The sequence below is a fragment of the uncultured Maricaulis sp. genome, from assembly GCF_963976135.1.
Lineage (GTDB): Bacteria > Pseudomonadota > Alphaproteobacteria > Caulobacterales > Maricaulaceae > Maricaulis.
Genome location: NZ_CAXBKN010000018.1, coordinates 19,515 through 37,045 on the forward strand (window position 1 = coordinate 19,515; position 17,531 = coordinate 37,045).

A 17,531-nucleotide genomic window follows, 5' to 3' on the forward strand; every position below is an offset into this window, starting at 1 on the left:
GGAACTGCCCATCAATTCGCCTTCTTCGGCGGCGTCGGCGCAAGCGCGTCCGGCAAGGGTGCCACCGGAACCCCCTCTTCGCGCAAGGCCTCGCCCTCTTCGGGCGAGGTCTCGCCATAGATCAGGCGGTCCGGCTTGTCGCCGGCGTGAATGGCGCGCGCCTCGGCCGCGAAATCCTCACCGACATAGTCGAAATTATTGCGAATATGCGCCTTCACTTGCGAGGCCATCGCCTTCAGCTTTGCTTCCGGGGTCGCATCGCGTTTGCGCGAGGTTGAGACCGCCGGTGACATCACCGCCTTGCGCACCGTCACCGAACCGCATTGCGGGCACTCGACCAGGCCGCGATCATTTTGCTCGTCAAAGGCGGCAGAGTTCGAAAACCAGGCTTCGAACCGGTGCTCCTGATCACAAAGGAGCGCATAGCGGATCATCGCAGGATCATCTCGTCCGGCCCGCCCAGCTCGCGGTCATGCAACAGGGCCGGAATGCGCGAACGGGCATCGGCAACCCTGTCCATATTCAACTCGGCCAGCAGAATCCCCGGCTCATCATGATCAAGCATGGCCGTTACAGCGCCCCAGGGGTCGACAATCATGGAATGGCCCCAGGTGCGGCGTCCATCCTCGTGCAGCCCGCCCTGGGCCGGCGCGATCACCCAGGAACCGGTTTCGATCGCCCGCGCGCGCAACAGGATTTCCCAATGAGCCCGCCCGGTTGGCCGGGTAAAGGCGGCCGGCACAGTGAGAATCTGCGCCCCGGCCTGGGCCAGGCGTCGATAGAGATAGGCGAAGCGCACATCATAGCAGATCGACAGCCCGAGCCGCGCCGCGCCGATATCGGCCAGCACCAGCCGGTCACCGGCCCGGTAATTCGCGGATTCGCGGTAGGTTTCACCCTGCCCCAAACCGACATCAAACATGTGCGCCTTGTCGTAACTGGCGAGCAATCGCCCGTCCGGCGCGAACAGGAAGGAGCGGTTGGCAGCCCGGCGGTCCGCCAGTTTGACGGCCAGCGAGCCGATCAGAAGCGTGACGCCGAGGTCTTTCGCCAGGGCCGCGAAGGCCGGGATCGCTGGATCCTCGTCAGGTGATCGCATCACGGCAAAGGCGTGCCCGGCATCCTTTTGCACCAGATGCGTCGTTTCCGGTGTCGCAATCAGGGTTGCGCCGCGCGCTGCTGCCTGGCGGATCAGATCGCAGGCCATAGCCAGATTGACGGCGGGATCGATCCCGGACCGCATCTGGATCAGCGCTGTCGCGATCGTGCTCATTACAGGCTCAGCATTGCGTCCAGCTTGCCCGCGCGTTCCAGCGCCATGAGCTGATCACAACCGCCGACATGGTCCTTGCCGATAAAGATCTGCGGGAAAGTGCGTCCGCCCTTGGAGCGCTGCACCATTTCCTCGCGCTTGGTCTGGTCGAATCCGGCATCGATTTCCTCGAATGCGACTTTCTTCGACTTCAGCAGCGAGACCGCGCGGGCGCAATAGCCACACATGGGTCGGGTATAGATGGTCACTTTAGCCATTGGGGACTCCTTTACGCCTTACATAGTGGGATCGCTGGCGCGTACAACACGGCAGAGCGTCACAACAGTCACAACTTCAGCTCCGGCACGCCGCAATTGGCGCGCGCAGGCCGAAGCGGTCGCCCCGGTTGTGAAGACATCATCGACCAGAACAATATGGCTGCCGTCAAGCCGGTGCCCCGGGGCGATGCGGAACGCGCCCGCCATATTGCGCCTTCGCGACAACACGCTCTTGCCGGCCTGGCTCGGCGTCGCCCGCGACCGCAACAGCCAGCCGGCCCGCATCGGCACGCCGGTCTGACGCGACAGGGCCTGCCCCAGCAAGGCCGACTGATTATAGCGCCGCGCCAGCAGGCGGCGCCAGTGCAACGGAACCGGCAGGATATAGTCTGCCCCCTCCAGGCAGGATGCGCCGGCCTGGGCCATCCAGCGGCCGAACTGGTCGATCATCTCGCGCCGGCCGCCATTCTTGAAGCCCAGCACCAATTGCCGCGAGACGTCGCCATAGGCGAGCGGTGCCCGGGCGCGGTCGAATTTGGGGGGACGGGCCATGCAGGTGGCGCACAATATTCCGGTATCGGTGCCGGTTCCCGACGGGTAGGGAAAGGGCAGGCCACAGCAATCGCACCAGGGCGCCGCGAGAAAATCCAGCCCGTGCCAGGCACTTGCATCCAGCCGGCCGCTGGCATCGACCGGCACACTGCGCACCGGACAGACCGGCGGCCAGATCGCATCGGCGATTGCTGTCAGAACGCGCTTGCTCACACCGGGCCCTTCCCTTGACGCGCCGCAAAAGGCATATCGGCTGCATGTCACCCGACCTGCCCCCGCTCTTGTTCGATCGAGGCCTGCTGCGCCAGCACCGCCACCGTGCGGCGGGCAGCATACAATCATACAATTTTCTCGTGCAACGGGCGTTTGACGATATTTGCGACCGGGTCGAGGGCGTCATGCGCGATTTTGACAATGGCGTAATCCTCGGCGGCGGCCCCGGTCTGCAACCAGAATTTCGTCAGCGCCATGCCGGCAGCAAGACGGGCTGGGTCGCACAAAGCGATCTCGCACCGGCGATCACAGCCCGGCTCGAGGGCCCGGCCCTGGCGTTGGATGAAGAGCGGCTGCCTTTCGCCGATGCCAGCCTCGACCTGATCCTCGCACCGCTTGGCCTGCACTGGACCAATGATCTGCCCGGCGTGCTGGTGCAATTGCGCCGGGCGCTGAAGCCGGATGGTTTTCTGGCCGCCGCGCTGCTGGGCGGCAATAGCCTGACCGAATTGCGCCAATCCCTGATGGCTGCCGAGGCCGAGCTGAGTGGCGGTGCCCATGCGCGCGTCTCCCCACTGGCCGGCACTTTTGATATCGCGGCGCTGTTGCAGCGCGCCGGCTTCACCATGCCGGTCGCCGATATCGACCGTGTCACGGTGCGCTATGACAATGCCTTCGCGCTGATGGCCGATCTGCGTGGCATGGGCGAAACCAGTATTCTGACCGACCGACCCCGCACCCCGGCGACACGCGCCTTGTTCGTGCGGATGGCAGAAATCTATGCCGAGCGCTTCTCCGACCCTGACGGGCGTATCCGCGCCACATTCGAGATCGTCCACGCCGCAGGCTGGGCCCCGCATCCCGATCAGCCGGTCGCCAAGCGACCCGGCTCGGCGACGGTCAGACTGGCCGATGCGCTGGGTGTGACAGAGGAATCCGCGGGCGAAAAGGCCGGGCGCTAAAGCGCGCCGGCGACATCCTCATAAAGCCGGGCCACGGCCGGACCAAAAGTTGCCCAGAGACCGAGGATCACCGTCGCCATCGCTGCCGCGATCATGCCGTACTCGATCGCCGTCGCACCGCTTTCATCGCGGATAAATCGTTTCAGCATCGACATCACAGGCGATCCCTCAATTCGGCAGCCAGCGGCATGTCGGCGGCCGGCATCTTGAAGTCGCGCAGCTTTTCCTTGCGCACCCAGGCGAGTTCCTGGCCCTCATTGGGCTGGGGGAAACCATCCCAGGTCCGGCACAGGAAGAAGGGCATCACAATGTGGAAGTCCGGATAGGCGTGAGAGACGAAGGCGAACGGGTGCAGGCACCGTTCACACGGTTCGACACTCAGCTCTTCACGCAGTTCGCGAACCACAGCCTGCTCCGGTGTCTCGCCCGGCTCGATCTTGCCGCCGGGGAATTCCCAAAGGCCCGCCATCGGCTTCCCCTCTGGGCGCCTGGCAATGAGGATACGGCCATCCGCATCAAGCAAAGCACAGGCAGCGACATAAAGGACCGGTTTGGGGCCACGAGCATCCATTATGAACAAACTCCGTTAAGGGCAGGTGCAGGAAGGCGGTTAAGCAGGTCTTAGCCGGGATCGGCGACCGGATCATCCGCCTCGGCACCGGCGTCCTCAGGCAGGAGCCCGCCGTCCGCGGCGCCTTCGCCCTCGCCCTCGGCACCGAGCGTGATGCCCGGCGGCGCCAATTGCGGCCGCTCAATGACCGCCTGCCGCCGCAATCCGTCAATCAGGCCCTCCAGCTGGTCGAAGGTATAGAAGCGCACGATATTGGGCCGCAGGGTTTCCAGCGAGGGCGGCGGCTCGCGCCGCCGGTCAATGACGTGGAGGATATGCCAGCCAAATTCGGTTTCGAATGGCTGCGAAGTCTCGCCCTCTCCGGTCCGGAACGCCACCGCCCCGAAGGCAGGCAGCACGCCTTCGCGGGTGAAATAGCCCAGATCACCACCCTGGATCCGCGTCGCCTGGTCCTGGCTCATACGCACGGCGAGCGCGGCAAAATCCTGGCCGGCATCCACCAGCGCACGGATCGCTTCGGCCTCTTCGCGGGTATCGACAAGGATATGACGCGCCCGCACTTCTTCACCGAGCGGGATTAATTGCACCTGTTCCTGATAGATCCGCTCGATTGTCTCTTCATTGACCGCACTGGCCAGGGCGGTTTCCACCAGGACATTGCCCAGAATACGTTCTTCGGCGAGCGCCAGTCGCCGCAAGGCTTCTTCCGACTGGTCGAGCCCGCGCCGCCTTGCTTCCATTGCCAGCAGACGCTGATCGATCAACTCGTCGAGAATCGCCTGGAATGCGGCGCTGCCCGGTGCCGCGGGAGCGGATTCACTCCCCTCAGCCTGGCTGGCTGCCTCGCGCTCGACATCGGAACGGCGGATCAATGTACCGTCGACCCGCGCCATGACCGGATCGCGCTCATCCAATGACAGCGCAGAACCGGCTGGTCCGAAATCAGCGGCAGTACGACGCGGCTCAGGGCCGCATCCGGCAAGCACGACAAGCGCCAAGCTTGCTGCAAACAGACTTTTCATCGACACCAACTTCACCTCGCCGGGCCATGCGGACGCATACTGTGCCGCGCGGCTTGATTGACACTGAATGCCCCCATCCTTAAGTCAGCCAGACGTTTCAAAGCAATGCCAGCGCCTGCGCCGGTCCATTGAACTGGCCCCTGCGCACTTGCTAGCCCAACCGTTGTTCGCAAAGCCAGACCCCATGCTCTCACTTGCCCGCAAGATCTTCGGAACCGAAACCAGCCGCAAACTGCGCCGCATGAAGCCGGTTGTCGATCAAATCAATGCTTTGGAGGCCGAGTACAAGGCGCTCTCCGACGATGCCCTCCGGGGCAAGACTGCCGAATTCCGCGCCCGTCTGGAACAGGGCGCCAAGCTCAACGATCTGCTGCCGGAAGCCTTCGCGGCTGTTCGCGAAGCGGCGGACCGGGCGCTGGGTCTGCGTCCCTATGACGTACAGCTGATGGGCGGCATTGTGCTCAATGACAGCTCGATCGCCGAAATGAAGACCGGTGAGGGCAAGACGCTCGTCGCCACCTTGCCAAGCTATCTGAACGCCCTGCCCGGCACCGGCGTCCACGTCGTGACGGTCAATGATTATCTCGCCACGCGGGATTCCGAGTGGATGGGCAAGGTCTTCGCGCAACTGGGCATGACGACCGGCGTTATCTCCCACGGCAAGTCTGACCAGGAACGCCGCGAGGCTTATGCCTGCGACATCACCTACGCGACCAATAACGAGCTTGGCTTCGATTATCTGCGCGACAATATGAAATACTCGATCGAGGAAATGGTCCAGCGCGGCCATGCCTATGCCCTCGTCGATGAAGTCGATTCGATCCTGATCGATGAGGCCCGGACGCCCCTTATTATTTCCGGCCGCACCGAAGACCGTACAGAATTCTACAAGACAATCGACGCGCTGATCCCGCAGCTCGGCGATGACACGTATGAGATCGACGAAAAGGCACGCTCTGTCCTGCTGACGGAAGAGGGCAATGAAGAGATCGAACGCCTGCTGCGTGAGAATGACCTGCTCAAGGAAGGCGATCTGTACGACATCGAGAATGTGTCAATCGTCCACCACGTCAACCAGGCCCTGAAGGCCCACAAGATCTTCCACATCGACAAGGACTATATCGTCAAGGACGAGGAAGTTCTCCTGATCGATGAGTTCACCGGCCGCATGATGCAGGGCCGCCGCCTCTCGGATGGTCTGCACCAGGCGATCGAGGCCAAGGAAGGCACCAAGATCCAGCCGGAAAACCAGACGCTGGCCTCCGTCACCTTCCAGAATTATTTCCGCCTCTACAAGAAGCTCGCCGGCATGACCGGTACGGCTGTAACCGAGGCCGACGAATTCCACTCGATCTATGAGCTGGAAGTGGTCGAGATTCCGACCAACCGGCCGATCGCGCGGATCGACAATGAAGACGAAGTCTTCCGGACCATGATCGATAAATACGCGGCGATCGTCGATGATCTGGTCGATTGCAAGGAGCGCGGCCAGCCCGTGCTTGTCGGTACGGTCTCGATCGAGAAGTCCGAGCAATTGTCAAAATTGCTTAGCGACAAGAAGACTTTCCGCGAAACGCTCGGACATCTTTACCCCAAGGATGATGCCGAGATCGAAGCCTTCAAGAAATCCGGCCGCCCTGATGCACGCCCGCTCAAGGAGATGCTCAAGCTCATCCCGCTCGAGCATAATGTGCTCAATGCGCGCTATCACGAACAGGAAGCCCTGATCGTCGCCCAGGCCGGTGTGCCGGGGGCGATCACGATCGCCACCAATATGGCCGGCCGCGGGACCGACATTCAGCTTGGCGGCAATGCCGACATGCGCATGATGCAATGGAAGGCCGAACAGGCTGAAAAAGGCGTCGAGCCCGATGAGGCCGCCATCGCGGCCCAGAAAACCGTGATCGCGGCCGATATCGCCGCCAAGCGAGACATCGCGCTCGCTGCGGGCGGTCTGTATGTTCTTGGCACCGAGCGCCATGAGAGCCGCCGTATCGATAACCAGCTGCGGGGCCGTACCGGCCGCCAGGGCGATCCGGGCCGGTCGAAATTCTACATTTCCGTCCAGGATGACCTGCTGCGCATTTTCGCGCCGGAACGCCTGGACGGCATCATGAAAACACTTGGCCTGAAAGAGGGCGAAGCGATCACTCACCCCTGGATGTCCAAGGCGCTGGAGACCTCGCAGAGAAAGGTCGAGCAGCGCAATTTCGACATCCGCAAAAACGTCCTCAAATATGATGACGTCATGAATGATCAGCGCAAGGCCGTCTTCGAGCAGCGCATTGATTTCATGACCTCGACCGATGTCGCAGATGTCGTCAAGGACATGCGCCACCAGACCGCCGAGGACCTCGTCGTCCAGCACATCCCGCCAAAAGTCTATGCCGACCAGTGGGATGTCGAAGGCCTGGACACCGAATTGCGCGAAATATTCGGGCTTGATCTACCCGTCACCGACTGGGCCAAGGAAGAGGGCATTGCCGACGAGGAAATCCTCGAACGCGTCACCGAAGCCGCCGACCGGGCCTATGCCGAGAAAGCTGCCAATGGCGGTCCCGACCTGATGCGCCGGATCGAGAAATCCTTCCTGCTGCAGGCCATTGACCAGAATTGGCGCGAGCATCTGCAAAATCTCGACGCCATGCGTTCGATGATCGGCTTGCGCAGCTATGCCCAGCGCGATCCGCTCAACGAGTTCAAGACCGAAGCCTTCGCGCTGTTCGAGAAGATGATGGACAGCCTGCGCGTTGAGGTGACGAAGCAGCTGATGCTGATCCGCTTTGAGCGGGCACCGGCGCAGCCACAAGTGCCACAGGATCTCACCGCGACGCATATCGATCCACGCACGGGTCGCAATGAAATGGCGGGCCCCGAATCCGGCCCCGTCGCATCGCGCGTCGCGCCGACCCAGCGCCGGACGTCCGAACCGGCCGATCCGACCAAGCCGGAGACCTGGGGCCGCGTGGCACGCAATGCGGCCTGCCCTTGCGGTTCCGGCAAGAAATACAAGCAATGCCATGGCGCCATTGGCAATCGCGACACCAGGGAAGCCTGATATCCGCCTGCGCCCTGCCCGCCCGGGCGAGGCGCAGGCGCTGTCGGCGCTATGCCTGCGCTCCAAGGCCCATTGGGGCTATGATGCCGCCTTTATGGCTGCGGTCGAACCCTATCTCAAAGTCACTGATGACGCGATCAGCTCGGGCCATGCCACCGTCGCGGAGGCCGTTGACGGTACCCCGCTCGGCGTCTGCCAGATTGACCCCGAGGGCCATGGCGGCTCACTCGATCTTCTGTTCATCGATCCCGAAGCAATCGGGCGCGGGGCCGGTCGCCTGCTGTTCGAGCACGCCAAGGCGCAATTGAAGGCGCTGGGCTTGCCGGTGATGACGATCCTGTCAGACCCTTACGCCGAACCTGCCTATCTGCACATGGGCGCCCGGCGCGTCGAAATGCGCAGCTCGGAAGTGTTCCCGGGGCGGGAATTGCCCTGGCTTGAGGTGGTGCTGAGATGAATCTTCGAATTCGCCGCAGCCCGGCCTAGAAGGCGCCGCCGCCGGCGCGGCCGATGGCCAGGAAGCGCTCACGGCGTTTCTGACGCAATTCCTTGTCCGACAGACCATCCAGCTTGGCCAGATGGGCCTCGATGGCATTGCCGACCGAGCGCATGGTCTCCACCGGGTGGCGATGCGCCCCACCGATCGGCTCGGGGATGATCTCGTCAATAATCTTGAAGCCGAGCAGATCCGGTGCCGTGACTTTCATCGCGACGGCGGCATCCTTGGCCTTGGCCTGATCCTTCCACAGGATCGAGGCACAGCCTTCCGGCGAGATCACCGAATAGATCGAGTGCTCTAGCATCATCACCACATTGGCGCTGGCCAGAGCAACCGCGCCGCCGGAGCCGCCTTCACCGGTGATGACCGAGATCAGCGGCGTGCCCAGTGTCAGGCAGCGCTCGGTCGAGCGCGCAATCGCTTCGGCCTGGCCGCGTTCTTCAGCGCCAAGACCGGGATAGGCACCGGCGGTGTCGACAAAGGTCAGGACGGGCAGATTGAATTTCTCGGCCAGATCCATGATCCGGATCGCCTTGCGATAGCCTTCAGGCCGCGCCATGCCAAAATTATGATGCAGGCGGCTTTCGGTATCATGGCCTTTCTCATGGCCGATCACGACCACGGAGCGGCCCCGGAAACGCCCAAGACCACCCACAATGGCCGGATCCTCGGAGAATCGGCGATCACCGCACAATTCCTCGAAATCCTCGATCAGCGCCTTGCGGTAATCGCGGAAATGCGGGCGCTCGGGGTGACGCGCGACCTGGGTCTTGCGCCAGGGGTCGAGCTTGCCATAGAGGGTCGCGAGCTGTTCGGACGCCTTCTGACGCAATTTCGCTGTCTCTTCGGCCATATCTGGCGCATCGCCGCCGCCCGTGCCGGAGAGGGTTTCAAGCTCTTCGATCTTGGCTTCCAGCTCGGCCAGCGGCCGTTCGAAATCGAGATAGGTACGCGTAGGATCGGACATGCCGGTGTAACGCCTGTGGACGTTTAAGGAGGGTCTGAACCTAACCAGCCGCGCCGGGCGTCACAAGTCCGCAATACTGTCAGCGAACAGGCGTGCATGATGATCGGCTTCAGGTCTTGCGGGCCAGCGGATGCGCGGTCTCGACCAGCGATTTGAGGCGCTCATCGAGCACATGGGTATAGATCTGCGTCGTCGAGACATCGGCATGGCCAAGCAAGAGCTGGACCGAGCGCAGATCGGCGCCGCGCGCCAGCAAATGCGTCGCGAAGGCATGGCGCAGCACGTGCGGCGACACCCGCGCCGGGTCGAGGCCCGCCACCAGCGCGACCTCCTGCAGGATCTGGGCGAAGCGCTCGCGGGTCAGATGGCCCGATTTGGCGCTGCGCGAGGGGAAGAGGAAGCGCTGCGCTTTCTGCTTCCCGGATTTGACCGGCGGCAAATGTGCAGCCCGTGCATCGCGATAGGCGGCCATGGCGTCGAGCGCCGAGGCGGTCAGCGGCACCAGGCGTTCGCGCCCGCCCTTGCCCGTGACAAAGATGCAGCGTTCGGTCGGGATGAAGGCGCTGAGCGGCAGGGAGACCAGTTCGGTCACCCGCAATCCGCCGGCATAGAGAATTTCCAGCAGCGCCCGGGTGCGCAGGCCCGAAGCGCCTGGCAGGTCAGCGACGGCAGCAAACAGGGCGTCGACATCCGCTTCGCTGAGGATTTTCGGCAGGCTTCGCCCCTGTTTCGGACCGCGCAACGGCGTGCAGGGATCGTCACTGCGCCGGCCTTCCGAGAGCAGGAAGCGATAGAATCGCTTCATCGCCGACAGCCGCCTTGCCGCCGTCGCCGCCGACAGGCCATCGGATTCGATCCCGGCGAGGACCTGCTCCAGATCGGTTGTACCCGCCTGTGCCAGCGTGACGCCGCGCGCGCCCAGCCTGGCCGAAACATCGGTCAGGTCCCGTGCATAGGCGTCGAGCGTATTGCGTGCGGCGCCGCGCTCGGCGGCCATCATGTCGAGGAAGAGGTCGATCTCCGGCCCCGTGCTCACACCGCCCTCGCGACCAGCCGTTCCAGCAGCAGGTCAAGCGCAGCCCGGCGCAGCCCGAGCTGATCGAGCACAATAGCCGAACGGCTGAGCGTCTCGGCATTGAGCTGCGGGCTTGCCAGAACGGCAATCGCCAGCAGGGCCGCTTCGGCACTGGCACCCGACCGGGCCGCCGCTTCCATCGCCAGCACTTCCGGTCCAAGACTTACGGGAGCCAATGACAGCAATCCCGGGCGCAATCCCGCGACCTCGTCAGCACCAAGCCGGTTCAATGCCAGCATGTCAGCCAGCGCCGCCGGGCCATAGGCCTCGAAATGCGCGCCCAGCAATGCTGCCGCCTGATCGCCGGCAAGCCGGTCGCGGGCGATGGCAATCGCCAGATCGAGATTGACCATGCGGCGCGGCGATGGCGGCACCCAGGCCGGCGGGACCTCGCTCGTCATGGCGGTGTCGAACGATTCGAGTGGCTTGCCGGTTTCGTCGTAAACCACGGTCGGCAGTGGCCGGGGCGGCCCATCCATCAGGGCATCACGCCATTGCGAGGCGGTGTTCAGATCGCCGCTCATCAGCGCCGCCAGGGCAAAGCGATAGCCATCGGCGAGCGTTTCGCGAGTGACCGGAATGGTGTGAACTTCACGGCCGTAGCGCCGCGCTGCCACGGCAAAACGGTTGGCGCTGGCAGCATCGTCGAGCAATCCCGACAACGCACCGGCCGCAATGGAACGGTCAACGCCCTGTATGAGCACGGTTTCCAGGGCGCGGGTCCGCTCCGGGCCCGATTGCGCCAGAGCGCCTGCCAGCGCCGCAGCCGGTTCGGTGGCCGGGACCGGAGCCGGTGCTGCCCGGCCATGCACGAAACGTTGCAGCCAACCCGGCGCCCCACTGACATCGAGCGCATCCAGGTCGGTTTCGCTGTCGAGCTGGAAGGCCATGGCGAGTTTCAGGCCGGAATCAACAGGCGGCAGGGTTGGCGGTGGATTGCCGTCCAGCGTCAGGGCGAACAGCATCTCGTCATAACCGGCATCAGCACTGATATTGCGGGCCAGCTCGGCGGTCAGTTCAGCCGCGCTGTCTTGATCGTCAAGCGCGAGACAGACAGCACGCGCGCGCAGCCAGTAGGCCTGTTCACGCCCGCGCAGCAGCGCATCGGCCGAGTGGCAGGCGCTGCGGGTATTGCCGGTCGCAAAGGCCATTTCCGCGTGCAGGCGCGAGAGCGCTTCATTCTGGTTCAGATTGGGCGTGCGTTCGAGCAAGTCATAGGCTTCAAAGACGCCCCCTGCCGCCAACAGACGGTCGGCACGAAGCGCTGGCAGGGCCGGGTCACCACGCCCGCCCGCCGGCGGATAGCCACCTGAGCTCAATACGGAACGCGCCAGCTCAGCCAGAGCCGGTGAGGCATAGCCGGCACGGCTCGCCTCCGGCAGCCGGTTCAGCACCCGGCTGGCCATATCGGCATCGCTGCCATCCCACAGCGAAATACCCAGCGCAGCGCCGGGCAGACCCACTTCCAGCGGGTCGAGCGCGTCGAGACTTTGAACCTCGATCGGGCCCTGTGCGAGGGCGGTGCCGCCCAATATCAGGGCCAGGCCGCTAGCGCGGAAAATTATCGTCCAGCTCGACACGTACTTCCTCCTGCGACGGCTCGAGACCGTTCGCGATAACAATCAGCGCGCCGAAGCCCGCCGCAAAAACGCCGGCGACAACCACCAGACCGACCAGAAAACCCCGCATGAATTCACCTTCCTCATGTGCAATTGGCGCGCCACCAGAATGGCAAACACCCGCGCGACAAGGGTAACCCCGATTGCGGCGATTTCCAGACGCTTTATACCGATGGAATGACCCGCACTGCGTTACGTGACCGCACAATCGTTCTGATCGGCCTGATGGGCGCCGGCAAGACCACCGTCGGACGCCGTCTGGCGGCGGCGATGAACCGTCCATTCGCCGATGCCGACCATGAAATCGAGGCCGCGGCCGGCCGCACGGTCAGCGAAATATTCGAGGATTTCGGTGAAGCCGCCTTCCGTGATGGCGAGCGTCGTGTGATCACGCGCCTGCTCGACGAACCTCCCATGGTGCTGGCGCTGGGCGGCGGCGCCTTTGTCGACCCTGAAACGCGGGCCCTGATCGCACAGAAAGCCATCTCGATCTGGCTGCAGGCCGATGTCGGGACACTTGCAATGCGCGTTGCGCGCCGTGACACCCGACCGCTTCTCCGGGATGGAGATCCGATGGAAATCCTTGAGCGTTTGCTTGAAACGCGTCAGCCTGCCTACGCAGAGGCCGATATCCATATCGACGCGTCAGCCGGAACCCACCAGGCAACGGCGGACGCAATTATCGCCGCTCTGATGGCCCGGGAGACGTAAGCGTGAGTTCAATTCTGACAGTGCCGGTCGGTCTCGGGAGGCGCGGCTATGACGTGCTGATTGGCGAAGGCGCGCTTGAAGCCGCGGCCGCGCGCCTGCCCGACCTGTTTCCGCGCCGCCGCGCCATTCTGGTAACCGACAGCCATATTGCACCGCTGCATCTGGAACGCGTCTCAGCTGTATTGGCAAAGGCCGGCATCGCCTGTGACCCGATCGTGATGGAGCCGGGTGAGGCGTCCAAGAGCTTTGCTGGCGTTGAACAACTGGTCGATGCCCTGCTGGAGCGCAATATCGAACGCTCCGAAGCGGTGATCGCCCTCGGCGGCGGAGTGATTGGCGATTTGACCGGCTTTGCCGCAGCCATCACCAAGCGCGGCGTCGACTTCGTGCAAATCCCGACCACATTGCTGGCCCAGGTCGATAGCTCGGTCGGTGGCAAGACCGGGATCAACACACGCCAGGGCAAGAATTTCGCCGGCGCCTTCCACCAGCCGCGCCTGGTCATCGCCGACACGGCCTTCATCACCACCCTGCCCGAACGTGAACGCCGCGCCGGCTATGCGGAAATCGTCAAGGCGGCGCTGATCGGCGATGCAGCTATGTTTGACCGCCTCGACGCGGCCGGTGCCGCTGTCCTGCACGGCGCGCCCCTGGCCCGGGCGATTGCCGATGCCATTGCCTTCAAGGCACGCATCGTCGCCGAGGACGAGCTGGAACATGGCCGCCGTGCCTTGCTCAATCTGGGCCATACCTTCGCCCATGCCTTCGAGGCGGAGGCCCCGCGCGATGCGATCCGCCATGGCGAAGCGGTCGCGGCAGGAATTGCGCTGGCCTTCCGTTATTCGGTCGCTCGCGGCGAATGCCCTGCCAGCGATGCGGACCGGGTCGAGACGCATTTGCGCAGGGTCGGCCTGCCCTGGAGTGCCGCATCGCTGGCGCACAAGGACTGGGATGCCAGCCGCCTTGCAGCCCGCATGCGTGATGACAAGAAAAACCAGGCCGGGGAAATCACCTTGATTCTCGCCCGCGGTATTGGCAAAGCGTGGATAGACCCTAGGATTGACGCGGCACACCTTGTCGCATTTTTGGAGACTTCGCTCTCATGAGCCTCGACTGGAGCCTGATTGGCCCCGCCCTGATGATTATTGGCCTGCTTATGCTGTCGGCCTTTTTCTCCGGTTCGGAAACCTCGCTGACCGCGACCTCGCGGGCGCGCATCCTTCAGCTTGAGCGCGACAAAAATCCTGACGCCGCGCGGGTCAATTTGCTGATCAGCGACGGCGAAGGCCTGCTTGGATCGCTGCTGCTCGGCAATAATCTGGTCAATATCGCCGCTTCGATGCTCACCGGACAGCTGTTCGCCCGCATGCTCGGCGGCGAACACAGTGTCTGGATCGCCACCGCGGTGATGACCGCGCTGGTGCTGGTTTTCGCCGAGGTGATGCCGAAGACCTATGCCCTGTCCAATCCGGAGCGCTTCGCGCTATTCGTATCCCGCCCCGTGCTGGTCATTGTGCGCGTGTTCGCGCCGATCGTCGGCGCAGTACAGGCCATCGTGCGCGGCGTCCTGCGCCTGCTCGGTGCCCGGGTCGAAGGTCCGGTTCTCTCGGCCCATGACGAATTGCGCGGCACGATCGCGCTGCATCACGAGGATGGCGGCGTGGTGAAGAATGACCGCGACATGCTCGGCGGTGTGCTCGACCTGCGTGAGCTGACCGTTGACGACATCATGGTGCACCGCAAATCCATCCATATGATCGATGTCGAACGCCCCGCCGCCGAGATCGCCCAGGAAGCGCTGCACAGCCCCCATACCCGTCTGCCGCTTTATCAGGGCGAGCCGGACAATATCATTGGCGTGCTGCATGCGCGCGATCTGGCGCGCGCCATGCACGATAATGATGGCGACCCCTCCACGATCGATATCCGGGCCATTGTGCGCGAACCCTGGTTCGTGCCGGAAACCACCGAAGTGCTCGACCAGCTCAATGCCTTCCGCGAGAAGCGGGAGCATTTCGCCCTCGTGGTCGATGAATACGGCGCGCTGATGGGTCTGGTGACGCTGGAGGATATTCTCGAGGAGATCGTCGGCGCGATCGAGGACGAGCATGACATTGCCGTCGAGGGTATCCGGCCGGAGGCTGACGGCATCTGGCTGGTCGATGGTGTTGTGCCGATCCGCGACCTCAACCGCGCGCTCGACTGGCATTTGCCCGATGAGGAGGCCGTCACGGTCGCTGGCCTGGTGATTCACGAGGCCCGCACGATTCCCGAACGCGGTCAGGTCTTTCACTTCCACGGTGTCCGATTCGAAGTCATCGAGCGCCGCCGCAACCAGATCACGCAATTGCGCGTCAGCGCCAGCCCGGACTAGGGATTGGCGGCCGTTTCGCCCGGCAGCTGAGCGATATCGCCAGCCCCTTCGCCGGTCGCCGCGTCAAACATGTCCGTGCAGACGCCACGCGCCGTCTCTTCACGGGCGCCCTCAACGGAATCGCGGGCCTCGACGATGAGATCGCCAAAACTGTCAGCGAAGACCTGGGCGAGCCGGTAGCCATCGCCGATTTCGGAAAAGCCACCGCTCGATACCAAGTGGTTGCGCGATGACCAGGTCAGGGCTGCGATCTGGGCATTGGATGAATCGAGCATTTCGCCCTCAACCGCCAGGGCGCCAATGCCGAAGGGGATACGCGGGCTGATCGGCCCCGGGATCGCGAAACCGATCACGCGCGACGCCCCGGCGCTGACCAGATTGGTGGTTTCAAACCCGGTGATATTCATCCGCAGCTGATGGCTCGCCAGCGCTGGATCGGCCGTGATTTCAAAGCCCCCGCGCGCCAGCCGGCGGCACATGGTCTGGTTCAGCTTGCCGACAATGCGATTGAAACGGGCCGGATCGACTCCGCTATTCTCCACCACACCCGGCACGATACCAGCCTGGGGAATATAGATGGCATCCACGGCCTGCAGGGCTTGCGGATCCACCCATTCGCGCACTTGCAGCAGGCGTCGCTCGCCGCTCTGCAGATTGCGGTAGTCGCTCAGCGTATCGGCTTGTTGCAGCCCATTGGCGGCGCAGCCTGTGGCGAGGAGCGCGAGGACAGGCACCAGGCAAAGTGAAAGATTGAACTTGGGCATGTCGACTCCGGAAATCCACAGGGGTTTTGATAGAGTACGACCGCTGTGCCTGATTGGACCACCGGCGCGCGCGACCGGTTATTCGCCGGGCGCCCGCGCCTTGATCGCCAGCGCATGAATCGGGCCCTTGAGCTGCTCGGCCAGCGTCTCATTCACCAGCCGGTGGCGGGCCACGCGCCCCAGCCCCTCGAAGCGGCTGGAGACGATATCAACGCTGAAATGGCTCTGCCCGCCTTCGCGGGCACCTGCGTGTCCGGCGTGCAAATGGCTGTCATCACTGACATTCAGGGTCACGGGAACCAGTGCCTCCCGCAGACGCGTTTCGATCTCATCTCTCACGGTCATCATTAATTTCACCTTTTTTGACACTCGTTTCATTGCCGCTTTACCTGCGCATGACCATACTTGGACGCTATGACAGACGCCTTCGAATATACACCGCGGTTCAAAGACATCCGCATCAAGCCGCCCAAGGACAAACCTTCGGCCGAGGAACGCGTGTGTGAATGGCCCGGTTGCCGCAGCCATGGCAATAGCCGCGCCCCGAAATCAAATGACCAGCTGAGCGATTTCTACTGGTTCTGCCAGAGCCATGCCTCGGAATACAATAAATCGTGGAATTTCTTCGAGGGCATGAGCGAGGGCGCGGCGCAGGCCTATCGCGAATCCTCGGCCTATGGCCATCGTCCGACCTGGGGCTGGCGCAATTCGACCAGCTCGCGCCACAAGGCCCAGCGCGCCAGCCGCGATTTCGCCGACGGCTTCTCCGACCCGATGGGCACGTTCGGTGACAACAAGAAAACGCACGAGGACGGTCCGCGCGAAAAGACCATGGGCCGTCTGCAATCCAAGGCGCTGGAGACAATGGGCCTCAAACCCGATGTCGACCCCTCGACCGTGCGCCGCCGCTATGCCGAACTGGTCAAACGCTTCCACCCGGACGCCAATGGCGGCGACCGCTCGAGCGAGGAACAGCTCGGCCGCGTAATCGCGTCGTATCAGATCCTCAAGGGTGTGGGGATGGCGTGATTGGAAATGGATTGTGACCTCACAATTCCCGATCTGCCGCCAGCGACCCGCTTTTCCCGTCTTCGCGATTCCCAAGACGATTTCGACTTCTCCTTCGAGGTGAAGCGCCAGGCCATCCGCCCCTACATCACCTCAAAATGGGGTTGGGATGAAAGCTGGCAGCGCGACTTCCACCGCCAACGCTTCGCGGCGCTACCGCTTTTCAGGATCACAGAAGATGGCGCTCCGATTGGCACGATTGCGTTTTATCGCGAGGAAAGCTGGATCCGGATCGGCGAATTCTACCTCGCGCCAGAGGTTCAGAAGCAGGGTCGCGGCACCCGCATTCTGCGCCATTGCCTGACGCTGGCCGCAGCCGAGGCGCGCCCGGTGCGGTTGGAATATCTCAAATGGAACCCGGTCGGATCGCTCTATCGGCGCGAGGGCTTCAATGAGATCGGCGAGAATGAGAACCATTTCTTTCTGGAGTGGCGAAGAGCATAGCGGCTCAGGCCGCCCTGTGCGGCACAATCCGCGGCGCAATCGCTGGCCAGCTGGTGGCGCGCGCCTGACGCAGATCGAACTCGGCCTGCAAATTCATCCAGA

General features: G+C 63.3%; 21 protein-coding genes. 8 read left to right on the forward strand and 13 right to left on the reverse strand.

Translation table 11 applies throughout. The features are described 5' to 3' along the window. Positions 1 to 11 precede the first annotated feature (11 nt). Genes AAC023_RS04065 through AAC023_RS04080 form a run of 4 tightly spaced genes read right to left on the reverse strand, consistent with a single transcriptional unit; the run spans position 12 to position 2,295 of the window. Positions 12 to 434 carry a DUF1178 family protein gene (locus tag AAC023_RS04065; protein WP_339738389.1) on the reverse strand — a complete coding sequence of 141 codons (423 nt, stop codon included), beginning with the start codon at positions 432 to 434 and terminating at the stop codon, positions 12 to 14. Beyond that, positions 431 to 1,273, reverse strand: a complete 843-nt coding sequence (locus AAC023_RS04070; RefSeq protein WP_339738391.1) for a carbon-nitrogen hydrolase family protein — start codon at positions 1,271 to 1,273, stop codon at positions 431 to 433. The genes AAC023_RS04065 and AAC023_RS04070 overlap by 4 nt, the downstream gene beginning before the upstream one ends. Further along, positions 1,273 to 1,530, reverse strand: coding sequence for a glutaredoxin 3 (gene grxC, locus AAC023_RS04075; protein ID WP_339738393.1), 258 nt, complete (start codon positions 1,528 to 1,530; stop codon positions 1,273 to 1,275). Before grxC ends, AAC023_RS04070 begins: the two co-directional genes overlap by 1 nt. 18 nt (positions 1,531 to 1,548) lie before the next feature. Beyond that, entirely contained in the window at positions 1,549 to 2,295 is a 747-nt protein-coding gene (locus tag AAC023_RS04080) for a ComF family protein (protein ID WP_339738395.1), read from the reverse strand. Positions 2,296 to 2,480: 185 nt separating this feature from the next. Here AAC023_RS04080 and AAC023_RS04085 point away from each other — a divergent pair, with 185 nt between their 5' ends. Further along, on the forward strand, positions 2,481 to 3,257 hold the full coding sequence (locus AAC023_RS04085; RefSeq protein WP_339738397.1) for a methyltransferase domain-containing protein: 777 nt from the start codon (positions 2,481 to 2,483) through the stop codon (positions 3,255 to 3,257). Here the strand turns inward: AAC023_RS04085 and AAC023_RS04090 are convergent. Genes AAC023_RS04090 through AAC023_RS04100 form a run of 3 tightly spaced genes read right to left on the reverse strand, consistent with a single transcriptional unit; the run spans position 3,254 to position 4,850 of the window. Then, positions 3,254 to 3,412: a Flp family type IVb pilin gene (locus AAC023_RS04090; RefSeq protein ID WP_339738399.1), complete on the reverse strand. Its 159-nt coding sequence runs from the start codon at positions 3,410 to 3,412 to the stop codon at positions 3,254 to 3,256. The two genes, AAC023_RS04085 and AAC023_RS04090, sit on opposite strands and share 4 nt — an antisense overlap. After that, on the reverse strand, positions 3,412 to 3,828 hold the full coding sequence (mutT, locus tag AAC023_RS04095; RefSeq protein ID WP_339738401.1) for an 8-oxo-dGTP diphosphatase MutT: 417 nt from the start codon (positions 3,826 to 3,828) through the stop codon (positions 3,412 to 3,414). Before mutT ends, AAC023_RS04090 begins: the two co-directional genes overlap by 1 nt. A 50-nt stretch (positions 3,829 to 3,878) precedes the next feature. Beyond that, positions 3,879 to 4,850 carry a peptidylprolyl isomerase gene (locus AAC023_RS04100; protein WP_339738403.1) on the reverse strand — a complete coding sequence of 324 codons (972 nt, stop codon included), beginning with the start codon at positions 4,848 to 4,850 and terminating at the stop codon, positions 3,879 to 3,881. 184 nt (positions 4,851 to 5,034) lie between these two features. Between AAC023_RS04100 and secA the strand changes: the two genes are divergently transcribed. Continuing rightward, a complete protein-coding gene (gene secA, locus AAC023_RS04105; RefSeq protein WP_339738405.1) occupies positions 5,035 to 7,908 on the forward strand; it encodes a preprotein translocase subunit SecA in 2,874 nt (957 codons plus the stop codon). Continuing rightward, positions 7,871 to 8,365 (forward strand): GNAT family N-acetyltransferase, encoded by a 495-nt coding sequence (locus AAC023_RS04110; RefSeq protein ID WP_339738407.1) that lies wholly within the window; start codon positions 7,871 to 7,873, stop codon positions 8,363 to 8,365. Before secA ends, AAC023_RS04110 begins: the two co-directional genes overlap by 38 nt. A gap of 25 nt (positions 8,366 to 8,390) precedes the next feature. On the opposite strand, the gene AAC023_RS04115 is transcribed toward AAC023_RS04110, so the two are convergent. From AAC023_RS04115 to AAC023_RS04130, 4 genes are all read right to left on the reverse strand, one after another. After that, positions 8,391 to 9,374, reverse strand: coding sequence for an acetyl-CoA carboxylase carboxyltransferase subunit alpha (locus AAC023_RS04115; RefSeq protein ID WP_339738409.1), 984 nt, complete (start codon positions 9,372 to 9,374; stop codon positions 8,391 to 8,393). 109 nt (positions 9,375 to 9,483) lie between these two features. Continuing rightward, positions 9,484 to 10,410: a site-specific tyrosine recombinase XerD gene (locus AAC023_RS04120; RefSeq protein ID WP_339738411.1), complete on the reverse strand. Its 927-nt coding sequence runs from the start codon at positions 10,408 to 10,410 to the stop codon at positions 9,484 to 9,486. Beyond that, positions 10,407 to 12,029 carry a hypothetical protein gene (locus tag AAC023_RS04125; protein WP_339738413.1) on the reverse strand — a complete coding sequence of 541 codons (1,623 nt, stop codon included), beginning with the start codon at positions 12,027 to 12,029 and terminating at the stop codon, positions 10,407 to 10,409. Before AAC023_RS04125 ends, AAC023_RS04120 begins: the two co-directional genes overlap by 4 nt. Continuing rightward, positions 11,998 to 12,138 (reverse strand): hypothetical protein, encoded by a 141-nt coding sequence (locus AAC023_RS04130; protein ID WP_339738415.1) that lies wholly within the window; start codon positions 12,136 to 12,138, stop codon positions 11,998 to 12,000. The genes AAC023_RS04125 and AAC023_RS04130 overlap by 32 nt, the downstream gene beginning before the upstream one ends. A gap of 17 nt (positions 12,139 to 12,155) precedes the next feature. Between AAC023_RS04130 and AAC023_RS04135 the strand changes: the two genes are divergently transcribed. Genes AAC023_RS04135 through AAC023_RS04145 form a run of 3 tightly spaced genes read left to right on the forward strand, consistent with a single transcriptional unit; the run spans position 12,156 to position 15,153 of the window. Next, a complete protein-coding gene (locus AAC023_RS04135) occupies positions 12,156 to 12,779 on the forward strand; it encodes a shikimate kinase (RefSeq protein ID WP_339738417.1) in 624 nt (207 codons plus the stop codon). 2 nt (positions 12,780 to 12,781) lie between these two features. Continuing rightward, on the forward strand, positions 12,782 to 13,885 hold the full coding sequence (gene aroB, locus AAC023_RS04140) for a 3-dehydroquinate synthase (protein WP_339738419.1): 1,104 nt from the start codon (positions 12,782 to 12,784) through the stop codon (positions 13,883 to 13,885). Further along, positions 13,882 to 15,153, forward strand: coding sequence for an HlyC/CorC family transporter (locus AAC023_RS04145; protein WP_339738421.1), 1,272 nt, complete (start codon positions 13,882 to 13,884; stop codon positions 15,151 to 15,153). Before aroB ends, AAC023_RS04145 begins: the two co-directional genes overlap by 4 nt. Here the strand turns inward: AAC023_RS04145 and AAC023_RS04150 are convergent. Both AAC023_RS04150 and AAC023_RS04155 read right to left on the reverse strand, forming a co-directional pair. Further along, on the reverse strand, positions 15,150 to 15,917 hold the full coding sequence (locus AAC023_RS04150) for a DUF3313 family protein (RefSeq protein ID WP_339738423.1): 768 nt from the start codon (positions 15,915 to 15,917) through the stop codon (positions 15,150 to 15,152). The two genes, AAC023_RS04145 and AAC023_RS04150, sit on opposite strands and share 4 nt — an antisense overlap. A gap of 78 nt (positions 15,918 to 15,995) precedes the next feature. Beyond that, a complete protein-coding gene (locus tag AAC023_RS04155) occupies positions 15,996 to 16,265 on the reverse strand; it encodes a BolA family protein (RefSeq protein WP_339738425.1) in 270 nt (89 codons plus the stop codon). Between the two features lie 66 nt (positions 16,266 to 16,331). Between AAC023_RS04155 and AAC023_RS04160 the strand changes: the two genes are divergently transcribed. Together AAC023_RS04160 and AAC023_RS04165 are read left to right on the forward strand one after the other, a co-directional pair. Next, a complete protein-coding gene (locus tag AAC023_RS04160; RefSeq protein ID WP_339738427.1) occupies positions 16,332 to 16,946 on the forward strand; it encodes a J domain-containing protein in 615 nt (204 codons plus the stop codon). A 6-nt stretch (positions 16,947 to 16,952) separates the two neighbouring features. Further along, entirely contained in the window at positions 16,953 to 17,429 is a 477-nt protein-coding gene (locus tag AAC023_RS04165) for a GNAT family N-acetyltransferase (RefSeq protein ID WP_339738429.1), read from the forward strand. The last annotated feature ends 102 nt before the right edge of the window (positions 17,430 to 17,531 follow it).